Source organism: Methylobacterium durans (genome assembly GCF_003173715.1).
GTDB classification, from domain to species: Bacteria; Pseudomonadota; Alphaproteobacteria; order Rhizobiales; family Beijerinckiaceae; genus Methylobacterium; species Methylobacterium durans.
Genome location: NZ_CP029550.1, coordinates 6,352,967 through 6,366,593, shown reverse-complemented (window position 1 = coordinate 6,366,593; position 13,627 = coordinate 6,352,967). Strand labels below are relative to the sequence as shown.

Below are 13,627 nucleotides of genomic sequence, written 5' to 3'. Positions count from 1 at the left end.
TCAGATCCCCTCGCCGAAGACGCCGTCGCTCTCGGCCAGGGCCGCGACGATCGCCGCCTCCAGCGCCTCTGGCTTGGTCTGGGGCGGGTAGCGCCCGATCACGCGGCCGTCGCGGCCGACCAGGAACTTCGTGAAGTTCCACTTGATCCCGCGCGTGCCGAGCAGGCCCGGCCGCTCCGCCTTGAGATGCTCGAAGAGCGGGTCGGCCCCCGGCCCGTTCACCTCGACCTTGCCGAGGACGGGGAAGCTGACCGCGTAGGTCAGGCTGCAGAAGCGGGCGATCTCCTCCGCGTCGCCGGGCTCCTGCGCGCCGAACTGGTTGCAGGGGAAGGCGAGCACCGCCAGACCCGCCTCGCGGTGGCGGCGCCAGAGCGCCTCCAGCCCCTCGTATTGCGGGGTGAAGCCGCATTTCGAGGCCGTGTTGACGATGAGCACGACCTGGCCGCGGTAGCGCGCGAGCGGGTGGGGGGTGCCGTCGGCGGCCTCGGGCGTGAAGTCGTGGATCGTGGTGCTCATGGTCTCGTCATGCCCTGCCGGAAGCGCCTGCGGAAGGGTGCGGGCGCGGGAGCGCCTGCGGAAGGGTGCGGGCGTCCTCGGGGGTCAGGCGGCGGTGCGCCGCTCGACCAGCCGCGCGAGGTAGGCGCTGCCGAGCGGGATGATGCTGTCGTCGAAGTTGAAGGCGGCGTTGTGCAGGCCCGGCCCCGGCGTGCCGCCGAGCCACGCGTAGGCGCCGGGCACCGCCATCACCATGTCGGCGAAATCCTCGCTGCCCATCCGGGGCACGCAATCGGCGTCGACGTTCTCGGCGCCGAACAGCTCGGTCGCGACCGCGGCCGCGGCCGCCGCCTGCTCCGCGCTGTTCTCGAGGACCGAGAAGACGTCGCGGAGCTCGACCGCGATCTCGGCGCCGTAGGCCGCGGCGAAGCCCTCCGCCAGCGCGCGGATGCGCAGGCCGGCCATCTCCCGGATCTCGCCGTCGAAGGTCCGGATCGTGCCGGCGAGATGGGCGGATTCGGGGATGACGTTGTAGGCCGCGCCCGCGTGGATCTGGGTGATCGAGACGACGCAGGACTTCAGCGGGTCGGCGTTGCGCGAGACGATCGACTGCATGGCCTGGGCGAGCGCGGTCGCCACCACGATCGGGTCGATGCCGCGCTGCGGCTCGGCCGCGTGCGCGCCGCGCCCCTGGATCCGGATGTCGAAGAAATCGGCCGCCGCCATGATCGGCCCGGGCCGCGTCTTGAGGCGCCCGTGCGGGCCGTTCGGGGCGTTGTGCAGCGCGTAGATCTCGTCGACGGGGAAGCGCTCGAACAGGCCGTCGCGGATCATGGCGCGGGCGCCCCCCAAGCCCTCCTCTGCCGGCTGGAAGACGAAGATCGCGGTGCCGTCGAAGTCGCGGGTCTCGGCGAGGTAGCGGGCGGCGCCGACGAGCATCGTCGTGTGCCCGTCATGCCCGCAGGCGTGCATCTTGCCCGGCACGGTCGAGCGGTAGGGGAGGTTCGTCGCCTCCTCGATCGGCAGCGCGTCGAGCTCGGCCCTGAGCCCGATGCGGCGGCCGTTGTCGGAGCGGCCCTTGAGCACGCCGACGACGCCGGTGCCGCCCAGGCCCCGGTGCACCTCGATGCCGTAGCCCTGCAGCAGGTCGGCGACGAGCCCCGAGGTCCGCACCTCCTCGAAGCCGATTTCCGGGTGGGCGTGGATGTCGTGGCGCAGCGCCGTCAATTCCCGAGCATAGGACTTGATGCGGTCGATCGGGCTCATTCTCCGGTCTCCTCTCCGGCCTCCTGCCCGCAGGCGCGGCGGAACGGCGTCATCGCGTCGAGGACGTCGACCGCCTCCTCGACATGGGCGCGCTCGCGCTTCAGGTAATCGGCCACCGCCCGGCGGAAGCCCGGGTCGGCGATGTCGTGGGCCGAGTGCATCAGCACCGGGCGGTAGCCGCGGGCGAGCTTGTGCTCGCCCTGGGCGCCGGCCTCGACGCGCGCGAGCCCGCGCTGAATCGCGAAGTCGATCGCCTGATAATAGCAGACCTCGAAGTGCAGGAACGGGTGATCCTCAATGCAGCCCCAGTTGCGCCCGTAGAGCGCGGCGTCGCCGATCAGGTTGAGCGCGCCCGCGATCGGCCGCCCCGCGCGGGAGGCGAGGATCAGGAGCACCCGTTCGCCCATGCGCTCGGACAGGAGCGAGAAGAAGCGCCGGTTCAGGTAGGGCCGGCCCCATTTGCGGGCGCCCGTGTCCATGTAGAACCGGAAGAAGGCGTCCCAGTGCGCCTCCGTGAGGTCGGCACCCGTCAGGTGCTCGATCGTGATGCCGGGCGACAGGGCCTCCCGGCGCTCGCGCCGGATCGCCTTGCGCTTGCGGGAGGCGAGGGCGCCGAGGAAATCCTCGAAGCTCGCGTAGCCCCCGTTCTCCCAGTGGAATTGCTGGTCGGTGCGCTGCAGGAAGCCGAGCGCCCCGGCCTGCTCCCACTCGCGCGCCTGCATGAAGGTGACGTGAATCGAGGAGGCCTGCGTCTCGGCGCGCAGGGCCCGCAGGCCCGCGACGATCCCGGAGACGGCGGCGTCCGGGTCCTCGCCCGGCGCGATCAGGAAGCGCGGGCCGGTGACCGGGGTGAAGGGCACGCTCACCTGCAGCTTCGGGTAATAGCTGCCGCCCGCCCGCTCGTAGGCGTCGGCCCAGCCGTGGTCGAACACGTACTCGCCCTGGGAATGGGACTTCAGGTAGCAGGGCGCGACCCCGATCACGCGCTCGCCCCGCTCCACCGCGACGTGGAGCGGCAGCCAGCCGCTGCGGCGCGAGACGCAGCCGGAATCCTCGAGAGCCGACAGAAAGGCGTGAGAGACGAAGGGGTTGTGGGTTTCGTCGCCGGCCGCGAGCGTCTCCGGCGAGGTGGCGCAGGCATCCCACGCGGCGGCCCCGATCTCCTTGAGGCCGGTAACCGCGCGGACCCGAAGCTCCGCCCCCGCGGCCTCGGCCGCACTCCCGCGTTCGTCCATGCGGGCCAATCTAGCCGCGCAGGGAGGGTGGGCAAGCGGAGGAGAGGGGAGGCGAGGTCGCAGGTCTCCCGCATTCCTGGTGCCTCTCACCTCTCCCGTTCGGGAGAGGTCGAGTCCGCGGGACGCGGACCGGGTGAGGAGTACGCCATACCCGGAGACGTCGCATCCCTCACCCCGACCCTCTCCCGGACGGGAGAGGGGGCCCGTCGCGCCTCGTTCGACCTCAGGGCCGGAAGCCCTCGAACACCATCTGGTCGGCGTACGCGCGCGCGAGGCGGCGCTGATCCTCGGTGCGGACCGTCCAGGTCATCACCGGCCGCCCCCGAGGAGGCGGGCGAGATGGGTCGGCGCGCAGGGGAGGTCGTCGACCCGCCAGGACAGGAAGTCGGGCCGCGTCTCGTCGAAATGCAGCAGGTTCGAGAGCGAGCGGCGCACCCTGTCGGACATCGGCGCGTAGGCCGGGTCGTCCTGCGTCGTCTCGGCGACGATGCCGCGGGGGATCGTCGGGGCCAGCTCCCGCAGGGCCGCGACGATGCCGGGGTCGAAGGATTTCAGGGCGACGGGACCGTCGTAGCCCGAGACCGTCTCGACGACGCGCCGGGTCAGGGTCAGATCGCCCGAGTAATGCGACTTGATCTCGACGACGAGGGGCACCCGGCCGCCGATCTCGGAGAGGAACTGCGACAGCGTCGGGATGCGCTCGTCCGTGCCGGCGACCGTCAACGTCCCGAGCTCCGCCGCGGGGCGCGCGGCGACGGGCTGCGTCATCCCGGTGAGGCGGCCCAGCGCGGCGTCGTGAAACACCATCGCCTCGCCGTCCGCGCTCGGCTGGACGTCGCACTCGATCGCGTAGCCCCCGCGATCGCGGCGCGGGCCGCCGCGATCGTGTTCTCGGGGATGCCCGCCGCCCGGTCGTGCAGGCCCCGGTGGGCGATCGGGCGCGCGGTGAGCCAGGCGGGGGCGTTCGGCGCCACTCAGGCGACCTCGAACATCGCCTCGACCTCGACCGCCGCGTCGAGGGGCAGCTCGGCGACGCCCACCGTCGAGCGGGCATGGCGCCCGCGGTCGCCCAGCACCTCCACCATCAGGTCCGAGGCGCCGTTCATGATCGGGGCGAGGCCGGAAAAGCTCGGCACCGCGTTGATGAAGCCGCCGAGGCGCACGCAGCGGGCGACCGCGTGGTCGAGGTCGCCCACCGCCGCCTCGAGCTGCGCCAGCACGTTGAGGGCGCAGAGGCGGGCCGCGGCGATGCCGGCCTCGGCCGGGACCTCGGCGCCGAGCTTGCCCGTGTGCTCGGGGGCGAGCTTGCCGTCCGGCCCGAAGCAGATCTGGCCCGAGATGACGACGAGGTTGCCCGTGCGCACGAAGGGCACGTAGTTCGCGACCGGCGCCGCGGCCTTCGGCAGGGTGAGACCCAGGCGCTCCAGACGTTCCTTCACCGAACTCATGTGGTTCCTCCCCGCGCGATGGCGTGTCCGTCGGCAAGGCTCGCAGCTCAAGCGCGCTCCTGCGCGCAAGGCTCACAGCACAAGCGCGCTCCTGCGCGCAAGGCTCCATCAGCGCGCTCTTGCGTGCAAGGGTGGCGCGCAAGGTGGCGTGCGAGGCTTCGCGGGGCAGGCGCCCGCCTCCACGCGAGGGCGGGGCGGAACGCGCCCTCGGGGCCGCCCGGGTACGCGGCCCGACACCCCCGTGAGCCCGCCCCGCGATTGACAGACGGGGCCGCTTTCATAGTAATCGCGCGCGTGCCGCCCCCCGACGAGGCGGCACTTTCATTTCGGGCGGGTGGTGAGGCGGCTCGCCGAGGCCCCGGCCCGAGGCCAGACACGGAGACGGGAACGTGACCTCCGCCCTTCTGCCGACCTATGCCCGGCCCCCATCGCGTTCGAGCGCGGCGAGGGGGCGTGGCTCGTGGCGCGCGGGGGCGAGCGATACCTCGATTTCGGGGCCGGCATCGCCGTCAACGCGCTCGGTCACGCCCACCCGCATCTCGTCGCCGCGCTCACCGAGCAGGCGGGCAAGCTCTGGCACACCTCGAACCTGTTCGAGATCCCGGAGGGCGAGCGCCTGGGCCGGCGCCTCGTCGACGCCACCTTCGCGGACGTCGCCTTCTTCGCCAATTCCGGTGCGGAAGCGAACGAGGCCGCCATCAAGATGGCGCGCAAGTACCACGCGGCGGGCGGCCAGCCGGAGCGCTACCGCATCGTCACCTTCGAGGGCGCCTTCCACGGGCGGACGCTCGCCACCATCGCGGCGGGGGGGCAGGCCAAGTACATCGAGGGCTTCGGTCCCAAGGTCGAGGGCTTCGACCAGGTGCCGACCGGCGACTTCGCGGCGCTCGAGGCCGCGATCACGCCGGAGACCGCCGCCCTGATGATCGAGCCGATCCAGGGCGAGGGCGGCCTGCGGGTGATCCCGCACGCTGCTCTGCGGCGGCTGCGCGAGATCTGCGACGCGCGCGGGCTCCTCCTCATCATGGACGAGGTGCAGACCGGCGTCGGGCGCACCGGCAAGCTGTTCGCCCACGAATGGTCGGGGATCGCCCCCGACATCATGAGCGCGGCCAAGGGCATCGGCGGCGGCTTCCCGCTCGGCGTCTGCCTCGCCACGCGCGAGGCCGCCCGCGGCATGACGGCGGGCACCCACGGCACCACCTTCGGCGGCAACCCGCTGGCCATGGCGGTCGGCAACGCCGTCCTCGACGTGGTGCTGGCCGACGGCTTCCTGGAGCATGTCCGCCGCACCGGCCTCCTGCTCAAGCAGAAGCTCGCCGGGCTGAAGGACCGCTACCCGCAGGTGATCCAGGAGATCCGCGGCGAGGGCCTGATGCTGGGCCTGCGGCTCGGCGTGCCGAACACGGACTTCACCGCGGCGGCGCGGGCCGAGCACCTCCTCGTGATCCCGGCCGGCGACAACGTGGTCCGCCTCCTGCCTCCGCTCATCGTGGGCGAGGCGGACGTCGCGGCAGCGATCGAGCGCCTGGAGGCGACGGCCGCCGCCCTGGACCCGATGAAGGACACCCCGCTGCGCGGGGCGGCCGAGTAGGCGCCGCCCCCGGATCACCCGTTCTCAAAGATCGACCGAGATGAACGCCCAGACCAACGGGACCGCGAGGGTCCCCAGCGCGCCCCGGCCCCATTCCGCCGGCCCCCGCCACTTCCTCGACCTCAAGGATTTCTCCGGCGCGGAGCTGCGCGCGATCCTCGACGCGGCCGCCGGTATCAAGGGCCGCCGCCGCCGGGGCGAGCCGCCGGCCGAGCGGCCGCTCGCCGGCAAGACCCTGGCGATGGTGTTCGACCGGCCCTCCACCCGCACCCGCGTCTCCTTCGACGTGGCCATGCGCGAGCTCGGCGGCGAGACCCTGATGCTGACGGGGGGCGAGATGCAGCTCGGCCGCGGCGAGACCGTGGGCGACACAGCCCAGGTGCTCTCCCGCTTCGTCGACGCGATCATGATCCGCATCCTCGACCACGGCCTGATGCTGGAACTCGCCGAATCCGCCAGCGTGCCGGTGATCAACGCGCTGACCAAGGTCTCGCATCCCTGCCAGATCATGGCGGACGTGCTCACCTTCGAGGAGCATCGCGGGCCGATCCGCGGCCGCACCGTGGCGTGGTCGGGGGACGCCAACAACGTGCTGGCGAGCTGGGCCCACGCCGCCGCCCGCCTCGACTTCACCCTCAACATCGCCGCCCCCCGGAGCTGTCGGCCCCGCCCGCGCTGATCGCCTGGGCGCAGGAGCAGGGGGCGAAGATCAACGTCACCACCGATCCGTTCGCGGCGGTGGAGGGCGCCGATTGCGTCGTCACCGATTGCTGGGTCTCGATGGGCGACGACGACGACAACCACCGCCACAACCTGCTCGGCCCCTACCAGGTGAACGCCAAGCTGATGGCGGCGGCGGCCCGGGACGCGGTCTTCATGCACTGCCTGCCGGCCCACCGGGAGGAGGAGGTCACGGCCGAGGTGATCGACGGGCCGCAATCGGTGGTCTTCGACGAGGCCGAGAACCGCCTCCACGCCCAGAAGGGCATCCTGGCCTGGTGCTTCGGCGCGAACGGGCTCTGAGGCTGCTTGCGCGGCTGGCGCGGCTGGCGCGGACGCACCATATGGGCGTTCGAGCGTTCGCGCTCCTCCCCAGCAGGCGACGGATTCGAGGTTGCGCGCGGCCGGACCGGTCGCGGGCGGCGCGACGGCGCCCCTCTCCCGTTCGCGAGAGGGGGCCCGTGCCGGTCTCTCGCCCGATGCGGGGGGAGCGCACCCGGATCGACACAGAGCGGAGAGGCCATGACCGCCGGAACCGAAATGTCTCCCACCCCCGCCGACGGCCGCGAGGGCCACGACGACGCCGTGCTGCCCTTCTCCGTCGAGGCCCTCGACGTGCGCGGGCGCGCCGTCCGGCTCGGGCCCTCGATCGACACCATCCTGCGCCGCCACGGCTATCCCGACCCGGTGGCGCGCCTCCTCGGCGAGGCGGCGGCGCTCACCGTGCTCCTCGGCTCGTCCCTCAAGTTCGAGGGCCGCTTCCAGCTCCAGACCAAGACCGACGGCCCGGTCGAGATGATCGTGGTGGATTTCGAGGCGCCGGACCGCGTCCGCGCCACCGCCCGCTTCGATGCCGGGCGCGTCGCGGCCCTGGGCACGGGCCCCCTGAAGACGGCCGATCTCGTCGGCGAGGGGCACCTCGCCATGACGATCGACCAGGGCTCGGCCGCGAGCCGCTACCAGGGCGTCGTGGCGCTGGAGGGCCAGAGCTTCGAGGAAGCGGCCCACCAGTATTTCCGCCAGTCCGAGCAGATCCCGACGCAGGTGCGGCTCGCCGTGGCCGAGGAATTCGAGGACGGCGAGGCCCGCTACCGGGCGGGCGGCCTCCTCGTGCAGTTCCTGCCGCAATCGATCGACCGGGCCCGCCTCGCCGACCTGCCGCCGGGCGACATCCCGGAGGGCCACGCCCATCTCGACGCCGGCAGCGCGCCGGAGGACGATGCCTGGGTCGAGGCGCGCTCCCTCGTCGGCACGATCCAGGACCACGAGCTCGTGGACCCGGCGGTCTCCTCCGAGCGCCTGCTCTACCGCCTGTTCCACGAGCGCGGCGTGCGGGTGTTCGAGGCACAGGGCGTCTCCGAGCAGTGCCGCTGCTCGCCGGAGCGGGTGATGGGCATGATCCGCTCGTTCTCCCCGGAAGACCGGCAGGCCATGGTGGCCGATGACGGGCGCATCGGCATCACCTGCGAATTCTGCTCGCGGCGCTACGATCTGGACCCGGCCGAGGTCGAGGCCGAGATCGCGGCCGGGGCCAAGCACTGAGCGAGCCCCGGCGCCCACGGTCGAGCTGAGCCGCGGTTACGGCCAAGCTCTGACCAGATGATTCGCCCGCGAAAACTGCCAACCTTCGATTGAACCCTTTCGCGACGAGACGCGTTTCGAAGCGTCAAAAGTCACGGAGGTCACGCGATGAAGAAGTTTGCAGTCGGTTTGGCGGCTCTGCTGTTCAGCACGTCCGTCTACGCGCAGAACGCGGCCGGTAACATGGACAAGGGCGCCGCCGGCAATGCCGGTGCGGCCCGCTCCGGCATGTCGGCCGAGCGCGGCGGCAACCGCGGCGCGGAGACGGGCGGCCAGCGCGAGCAATCCGCGCAGCGCGAGGCCGGCGGCCAGCGCGAGGGCGGCCAGCAGGCCCGCAACGCCGGCCGCGAGGGCATGGATCGCGGCGACCGCCAGGATCGCCAGGGCGGCGCGGATCGCGCCGAGCGCCGGGACGGCGAGCGCGGCGATCGCTCGGCCCGGGCGGAGCGCGGGAGCGAGCGCGGCGATGTCCGCGAGAGCCGCCGCGACCGCGTGACCGAGAGCCGCCGCACCGACCGCACCGACGTGCGTTCCGAGCGCGTCTCGGGCGGCTTCCGCCGCGAGGGCCGCTTCGTGTTCATCGGCGGCCGCCGCGTCGTCTACGGCTCGCCGGAATATCGCCGCCTCGTCACCGTCGAGCGCCGCGAGAGCGGCCCGCGCCGCTACGTCACGATCCGCGGCCAGCGGGTGATCTACGGCTCGCCCGAGTATCGCCGCCTCGTGACGATCCGCGACGAGCGCCCGAGCCGCGTCCGCTACGTCACGGTCCGCGGGCAGCGCGTGCTCTACGGCTCGCCCGAGTATCGTCGCCTGACGGTCTCGACGAGCGAGCGCCGCGGCGGCACGGTCAACGCGAATTTCAGCGAGCGCAACCGCAGCACCGTCGAGCACCGCGGCCGCACGGAGGAGCGCAGCGCCGCGCGCGGCACGGAGCGCAATGAGCGTGGCTTCCGCGGCGGCGAGGGCAACCGCGGCGAGGGCAATCGCAACGAGCAGGCCAACCGCGGCGGCCGCGAGCAGGGCAACATGCGCCAGGGCGAGCGTGACCCGTCCGCCGTCCGCAACGCGGCCGACCGCGGCGGCGCCGAGCGCGGCGGCATGAGCGGCGAGCGCGGCCAGATGGGCGGTGACCGCGGCGGCATGAACGCCGGCAACCGCGGCACGGCCGGCGGCGAGCGCGGCGCGGGCGGCGAGCGCGGCGGCCGCAACTGAGCCGACGCAGGCATCGTTCGCGGGAAGGGGCCGGTTCGCCGGCCCCTTTTTCGTGGTCACGCCTTCAGCACCGGCTCCGCGATGTCTCCGCCGCCGCGCTGGGCGAGGTAGTCGGGCTGGAACAGGCACATCCGCATGGCGTCCCGGTATCGCCCGTTCACGAAGAACTCGTCCCGGAGCACGCCCTCGGGGCGGAAGCCGCAGCGCTCGTAGATGCGGACGGCCCGGGCGTTGTCCTTGTCGACATGCAGGTAGAGCTTGTGGATGTTGAGCACGCTGAAGGCGTAGTCGATGGCGATCCGGGTCGCCTGCCCCGCGTAGCCGCGCCCCTGGAAGGCGGGATGCAGCGCGATCTGGAACTCGCAGCGCCGGTGCAGGTGGTTGATCTCGACGAGCTCGACCATGCCGGCGGAATCGTTGCCCGCGGTCGCGACGATGAAGCGCCGCTCGGTCTGGTTGTGGATGTTGCGCTCGTAGAGCTGCGCCAGCTCGGCGAAGGATTCGTAGGCCTCCTCGAACCAGTAGCGCATGATGCTGTCGTTGTTGTTGAGCTGATGCACGAAGAGCAGGTCCTCGCGCTCGAGCGGCCGCAGCTTGACCCGGCCCGGCTCCGGCGCCCCGCTCACGCCGTCTCCTCCGCGCAGGCCCGGCCCAGGCGGCGCATGAAGGCCGCCCCGTCCTCCAGCGCCTCCAGGGTGATGTACTCGTCCGGCTGGTGCGCTTGGTCGATCGAGCCCGGTCCGCACACGATCGTCGGGATCCCGGCGACCTGGAAGCGGCCGGCCTCGGTCGCATAGGGCACCGTGATGGTGCGGTTGCGCCCGGCGACCCGCAGGGCCAGCCGCTCGGCCTCGGAGCCGGGATCCGGCTTGAGCCCCGGCACAGAGACCTCCTCCAGGGTCTCGATCGAGCCGTAATCGCCGTAGCGGTTCAGCCGCTCGCGGGTCACCGCCTCGACCTTGGCGGAGAACAGGTCCGGGATCTCGGCCATGTCGAGGCCCGGCAGGCCGCGGAACTCCCAGTGGAAGGTACAGACCTTCGGCAGGATGTTGCGGGCGGTGCCGCCCTGGATGGTGCCGACATGCACGGTCGTCGCCGGCGGGTCGAAGCGGCCGGACGGGTCGCCGCGGGCGACCATCAGGTCGGCGATGCGGTTCAATTCCGAGACGAGATCGGCAGCCGCCATCACGGCGTTGGCGCCGAGCATGGGCTTGGCCGAGTGCGCCTCGTGCCCGTGCACCGTGGTGAGGTAGGTGACGATGCTCTTGTGGGCGTCGGCCACTTCGAGATCGGTCGGCTCGCCGACGATGACGGAACCGGGCCACGGCAGGTCGGCGCCGAAGCGGGCGATCGTGTCTGCGACGCCGAGGCAGGTCGTCTCCTCGTCGTAGGAGAACAGGAGATGGATCGGGCGCCTCAGATCCGCCGCGAGGAAGTCCGGCACGGCGGCGAGCGCCAGCGCGAGGAAGCCCTTCATGTCGACGGCGCCGCGGCCGTAGGCGCGCCCGTCCGCCACCCGCAGGGTGAAGGGGTCGGAGGTCCAGCTCTGGCCCGTCACCGGCACCACGTCGGTGTGGCCCGAGAGCACGACGCCTCCGTCCCGCGCCGGGCCGATCGTGGCGAAGAGCGCCGCCTTGTCGCCGGCCGCGTTCGGCACCCTGAGGCTCCCGACGCCGAGGCCATCGAGATAGGCCGCGATCCAGTCGATCACCGCGAGGTTCGGCTTGGAGCTCTCGGTGTCGAAGGAAACGAGGCGCTCCAGGATCGCGAGCGGGGTCATCTGCTCCGGCTGTCCCGGCATCCGGTTTCCCGGCATCGCTTGGCATCCTTTCGAGGTCGCGGGCGCCGTCCCCGGCGCCCGGCCCTCAATGCAGGCTGCGGCGGACGTGCGGGCTGTCGAGGGAGAAGGCGGGGATCTCGGCCTCGAAGCTCTCGCCGGCCACCGTCGCCATCGTGTAGCTGCCGGCCATCAGCCCGTCCGGCGTCGTGAGGGGGCAGCCGCTGGTGTAGCTGAAGGACTCGCCGGGCTCCAGCACCGGCTGCTTGCCGACGACGCCCGCGCCGCGCACCTCCTGGCAGGCGCCGTGCCCGTCGATGATGCGCCAGTGGCGGGAGCGGAGCTGCACCTGCTCCGAGCCGTTGTTCACGATCTCGACCGTGTAGGCGAAGAAGTACCGGCTCTCGCCCGGCGAGGATTCCTCCTCGACGAAGCGGGGCATCACGGTCACGCTGATTCCGCGCGTCTCGGCCTTGTACATGGTCCGGACCTGCCTCCCTGGCCGAGCCCAAGCCTCGCGCCCCGCATCGTCGGCGAAGCACCGCGACAGCCTCGGAGCGCCGTGGTACGTGGCGGCGAAAACGCCGTCAATCACGGCGGAGTACGTCGCGCCGGGCGCGGCGCTTTCAAGGGATCGGGGCCGCATGGCCGGGAAGACCCTGCAGCATCGTGGGCCGCTCGCGTGGACGTCGAGGCACCGGTCGGGCCTCCGCGACGGGGCCGTCCGCGTCGGCCTCGCGGGCCTCGCCCTGGCGCTCGGCTGGCACGCGCCGGAGGCGAACGGCTGGGCGGCGGCGGCGCTTCTGGCGAGCCTCGTCCTCGACGCCGCGGGCCGGCTCGCCGCCGCCAGGGCCGGCCGCGACGGCGCGCTCGCGGCGCGGCTGCGAGGCCCCTCGCTCGGGCTGCCATCCCTGGTCCTCGGCCTCGGCTCCGGCCCCGGCCTCGCCTGCGGGACGCTCATCCTCGGCGTGGCCCTCCTCGTGCGGCCCGACGCGTTTCCCCTGCTCGGCAGCCTGCTCGCGGGGCTCGTGGCGATCGGCGCCTGCGCCCGGCTCGCCCTCGCCCGGATCGTCCTGCGTGTCACGCGCGACGAGCTGGATTTAACGCGCCCTTAGGGCAACGGCGGGACAACCGGAGGAGCAGGCGTTTCGTGGAACGGGACAGGCGCGCGGTGACGAGAAACACGACGGGGGAGGCCGCCGGCGAGATCCTCCGCGAGGGCATCCTCTCGGCGCGCCAGATCGCGGCGCTGACGGAGCAGGGCGGGATCCGCCCGGCGAGCCCCTACGCGCCCGACCAGATCCAGCCCGCGAGCCTCGATCTCCGCCTCGGGGCCCGCGCCTTCCGGGTGCGCACGAGCTTCCTGCCGGGCGGCCGCCGCAGCGTGTCGGACTGCGTCCGGGACTTCTCCTTCCACGCGATCGACCTCAGGGAGGGCGCGGTGCTGGAGACGGGCTGCGTCTACATCGCCGAGTTGCAGGAAACGCTCGCCCTGCCGCCGGACCTCTCGGCCGGGGCCAACCCGAAGAGCTCGACGGGCCGCATCGACGTCTTCACCCGCGTCATCACCGACCACGCGACGGCCTTCGACCAGGTGGAGGCGGGCTATGCCGGCCCGCTCTACGCCGAGATCTCGCCGCGCACCTTCCCGGTCCTCGTGCGCACGGGCTCACGCCTCTCGCAGATCCGCTTCCGCCGCGGCGAGGTGCGCCTGCGCGAGGCCGAGCTCGCCGAGCTTCACGCCCGCACCCCGCTCGTCACCGCGGCGAGCCCCTCCTTCCAGGGGGGCGTGGCGGTCTCCGTCGACCTCGCAGGATTCGACGGGCTGATCGGCTACCGGGCCAAGCGCCATACCGGCCTCGTCGACGTCGACGCGCCGGGCCGGCACCGGACCGCGGATTTCTGGGAGCCGCTCGCGGCGGACGGCTCCGGCATGCTGATCCTCGATCCCGGCCAGTTCTACATCCTGGCCTCGAAGGAATCCGTCGTGGTGCCCCCCGACCACGCCGCCGAGATGGTGCCCTTCGACCCCCTCGTCGGCGAGTTCCGGGTCCATTACGCGGGCTTCTTCGATCCCGGCTTCGGCTACGCGGAAGCCGGCGGGGCGGGGGCCCGGGCGGTGCTGGAGGTGCGCTCCCGCGACGTGCCGTTCCTCTTGGAGGACGGCCAGATCGTCGGCCGCCTCGTCTACGAGCGCATGGCCGAGGTGCCCGCGACGCTCTACGGCGCGGGCGCCGGCTCGAACTACCAGGCGCAGGGGCTGAAGCTCTCGAAGCACTTCGCCTGAGGGCGCCGCCGG

Annotated in this window: 11 protein-coding genes and 3 pseudogenes; 6 read left to right on the top strand and 8 right to left on the bottom strand. The window is 72.6% G+C overall.

What is annotated here, in order from left to right:
- The 5 genes and pseudogenes from DK389_RS29865 to DK389_RS29845 all read right to left on the bottom strand — a co-directional run bounded on the left by DK389_RS29865 (nucleotide 1) and on the right by DK389_RS29845 (nucleotide 4,444).
- Nucleotides 1-516 carry a glutathione peroxidase gene (locus DK389_RS29865; protein ID WP_109895232.1) on the bottom strand — a complete coding sequence of 172 codons (516 nt, stop codon included), beginning with the start codon at nucleotides 514-516 and terminating at the stop codon, nucleotides 1-3.
- 84 nt (nucleotides 517-600) lie between these two features.
- Complete coding sequence (locus DK389_RS29860; RefSeq protein WP_109895230.1) at nucleotides 601-1,761, bottom strand: M20 aminoacylase family protein; 1,161 nt, start codon at nucleotides 1,759-1,761, stop codon at nucleotides 601-603.
- On the bottom strand, nucleotides 1,758-2,996 hold the full coding sequence (locus DK389_RS29855; RefSeq protein ID WP_109895228.1) for a GNAT family N-acetyltransferase: 1,239 nt from the start codon (nucleotides 2,994-2,996) through the stop codon (nucleotides 1,758-1,760). The genes DK389_RS29860 and DK389_RS29855 overlap by 4 nt, the downstream gene beginning before the upstream one ends.
- Nucleotides 2,997-3,219: 223 nt before the next feature.
- Nucleotides 3,220-3,970, bottom strand: a pseudogene (locus DK389_RS29850) (glycerophosphodiester phosphodiesterase family protein).
- Nucleotides 3,971-4,444, bottom strand: a complete 474-nt coding sequence (locus DK389_RS29845; RefSeq protein WP_109895226.1) for a RidA family protein — start codon at nucleotides 4,442-4,444, stop codon at nucleotides 3,971-3,973.
- Between the two features lie 389 nt (nucleotides 4,445-4,833).
- On the opposite strand from DK389_RS29845, the pseudogene DK389_RS29840 reads away from it, so the two are divergent.
- From DK389_RS29840 to DK389_RS29825, 4 genes and pseudogenes are all read left to right on the top strand, one after another.
- Nucleotides 4,834-6,038, top strand: a pseudogene (locus tag DK389_RS29840) (acetylornithine transaminase).
- 40 nt (nucleotides 6,039-6,078) lie between these two features.
- Nucleotides 6,079-7,061, top strand: a pseudogene (gene argF / locus DK389_RS29835) (ornithine carbamoyltransferase).
- A gap of 219 nt (nucleotides 7,062-7,280) precedes the next feature.
- Nucleotides 7,281-8,300, top strand: a complete 1,020-nt coding sequence (locus DK389_RS29830) for an Hsp33 family molecular chaperone (protein WP_194075136.1) — start codon at nucleotides 7,281-7,283, stop codon at nucleotides 8,298-8,300.
- Nucleotides 8,301-8,447: 147 nt separating this feature from the next.
- Nucleotides 8,448-9,551, top strand: coding sequence for a hypothetical protein (locus DK389_RS29825; RefSeq protein ID WP_109895222.1), 1,104 nt, complete (start codon nucleotides 8,448-8,450; stop codon nucleotides 9,549-9,551).
- A 56-nt stretch (nucleotides 9,552-9,607) separates the two neighbouring features.
- Here the strand turns inward: DK389_RS29825 and speG are convergent, their stop codons facing one another.
- The 3 genes from speG to apaG are packed head-to-tail and all read right to left on the bottom strand — an operon-like array spanning nucleotide 9,608 to nucleotide 11,809.
- Nucleotides 9,608-10,177 (bottom strand): spermidine N1-acetyltransferase, encoded by a 570-nt coding sequence (speG, locus tag DK389_RS29820; protein WP_109895220.1) that lies wholly within the window; start codon nucleotides 10,175-10,177, stop codon nucleotides 9,608-9,610.
- On the bottom strand, nucleotides 10,174-11,367 hold the full coding sequence (gene argE, locus DK389_RS29815; protein ID WP_418291984.1) for an acetylornithine deacetylase: 1,194 nt from the start codon (nucleotides 11,365-11,367) through the stop codon (nucleotides 10,174-10,176). The genes speG and argE overlap by 4 nt, the downstream gene beginning before the upstream one ends.
- 49 nt (nucleotides 11,368-11,416) lie before the next feature.
- Nucleotides 11,417-11,809, bottom strand: a complete 393-nt coding sequence (gene apaG, locus DK389_RS29810) for a Co2+/Mg2+ efflux protein ApaG (protein WP_109895218.1) — start codon at nucleotides 11,807-11,809, stop codon at nucleotides 11,417-11,419.
- 163 nt (nucleotides 11,810-11,972) lie between these two features.
- Between apaG and DK389_RS29805 the strand changes: the two genes are divergently transcribed.
- Both DK389_RS29805 and DK389_RS29800 read left to right on the top strand, forming a co-directional pair.
- Nucleotides 11,973-12,443, top strand: coding sequence for a hypothetical protein (locus tag DK389_RS29805; protein WP_109895216.1), 471 nt, complete (start codon nucleotides 11,973-11,975; stop codon nucleotides 12,441-12,443).
- A 56-nt stretch (nucleotides 12,444-12,499) separates the two neighbouring features.
- The gene (locus DK389_RS29800) at nucleotides 12,500-13,615 is read left to right on the top strand and encodes a 2'-deoxycytidine 5'-triphosphate deaminase (RefSeq protein WP_109896966.1); all 1,116 of its coding nucleotides are present in this window, start codon (nucleotides 12,500-12,502) and stop codon (nucleotides 13,613-13,615) included.
- Nucleotides 13,616-13,627 lie beyond the last annotated feature (12 nt).

What these genes read in the sequence shown, in the direction of transcription:
- DK389_RS29865 (WP_109895232.1), bottom strand. Translation starts at nt 516, where the DNA reads ATGAGCACCACGATCCACGACTTCACGCCCGAGGCCGCCGACGGCACC.
- DK389_RS29825 (WP_109895222.1), top strand. Translation starts at nt 8,448, where the DNA reads ATGAAGAAGTTTGCAGTCGGTTTGGCGGCTCTGCTGTTCAGCACGTCC.
- DK389_RS29805 (WP_109895216.1), top strand. Translation starts at nt 11,973, where the DNA reads ATGGCCGGGAAGACCCTGCAGCATCGTGGGCCGCTCGCGTGGACGTCG.
- argE (WP_418291984.1), bottom strand. Translation starts at nt 11,367, where the DNA reads ATGCCGGGAAACCGGATGCCGGGACAGCCGGAGCAGATGACCCCGCTC.
- DK389_RS29845 (WP_109895226.1), bottom strand. Translation starts at nt 4,444, where the DNA reads ATGAGTTCGGTGAAGGAACGTCTGGAGCGCCTGGGTCTCACCCTGCCG.
- DK389_RS29860 (WP_109895230.1), bottom strand. Translation starts at nt 1,761, where the DNA reads ATGAGCCCGATCGACCGCATCAAGTCCTATGCTCGGGAATTGACGGCG.
- DK389_RS29855 (WP_109895228.1), bottom strand. Translation starts at nt 2,996, where the DNA reads ATGGACGAACGCGGGAGTGCGGCCGAGGCCGCGGGGGCGGAGCTTCGG.
- apaG (WP_109895218.1), bottom strand. Translation starts at nt 11,809, where the DNA reads ATGTACAAGGCCGAGACGCGCGGAATCAGCGTGACCGTGATGCCCCGC.
- DK389_RS29830 (WP_194075136.1), top strand. Translation starts at nt 7,281, where the DNA reads ATGACCGCCGGAACCGAAATGTCTCCCACCCCCGCCGACGGCCGCGAG.